General features: G+C 64.0%; 1 protein-coding gene. It reads right to left on the reverse strand.

The annotated features are described in order from the left end of the window. Position 1 precedes the first annotated feature (1 nt). On the reverse strand, positions 2-940 hold a 939-nt coding region (locus RM555_RS30800), incomplete at its 5' end, for an FG-GAP repeat domain-containing protein (RefSeq protein WP_311414997.1).

The following is a 940-nucleotide window of genomic DNA, read 5'->3' on the forward strand; positions in this document are numbered from 1 at the left end:
CTCAGAGGGTGGTTTCGCCGTTGAGGCCGAAGAAGTCGTGCCATTTGGTGCTGGGGTTGAAGGTGGTGCCGGTGGAGAGTGCGACGTGGACGTCGTTGGTGGTGCCTTTGGTGAAGACGATGATGTCGTCTTTGCCGTCGCCGTTGGCGTCGGCGAGGTAGGGGAATTCGCCGGCGAGGCAGAAGTAGTCGTGCCATTTGACGGTGGTGCCGGCGAATGACGTGCCGGTGGAGGTGGCGGCGTAGACGTCGGCGTTGGTGTTGCAGGTGAAGGTGACGATGTCGTCGCGTCCGTCGCCGTTGATGTCGCCGACGCGGGGTTGTTCGGTGCCGACGGCGAAGAGGTCGTGCCATTTCTGGGGTGGGCCGAAGGTGGTGCCGGTGGAGAGGGCGACGATGACGTCGGAGGCGGTGGCGGGGCCTTGGGTGAAGGTGATGATGTCGTCGCGTCCGTCGCCGTTGACGTCGCCGATGGCGGGGTGTTCGCCGGCGATGGAGAAGTATTCGTGCCATTTGATGGCGGTGCCGGTGAATGATGATCCGGTGGAGAGGGCGACGTAGACGTCGGCGTTGGTGTCGTGGGTGAAGGTGATGATGTCGTCTTTGCCGTCGCCGTTGACGTCGCCGACTGCGGCGACTTCGGTGTGGGGGGCGAACCAGTCGTGCCATTTGGTGCTGGGGTTGAAGGTGGTGCCGGTGGAGAGTGCGACGTGGACGTCGGCGAGGGTGCCGTGGGTGAAGGCGACGATGTCGTCGCGGTTGTCGCCGTTGAAGTCTCCGGTGAGCAGGGTTTCGCCGTTGAGGCCGAAGAAGTCGTTCCATTTGTTGGAGGTGCCGGCGAAGGTGGTGCCGGTGGAGGTGGAGACGTAGACGTCGTTGAGGGTGCCGTGGGTGAAGGTGACGATGTCGTCGCGTCCGTCGCCGGTGAAGTCCGTGGGCGA

Origin of the sequence: Micromonospora reichwaldensis, from assembly GCF_031845925.1 — a bacterium.
GTDB lineage: Bacteria > Actinomycetota > Actinomycetes > Mycobacteriales > Micromonosporaceae > Micromonospora > Micromonospora reichwaldensis.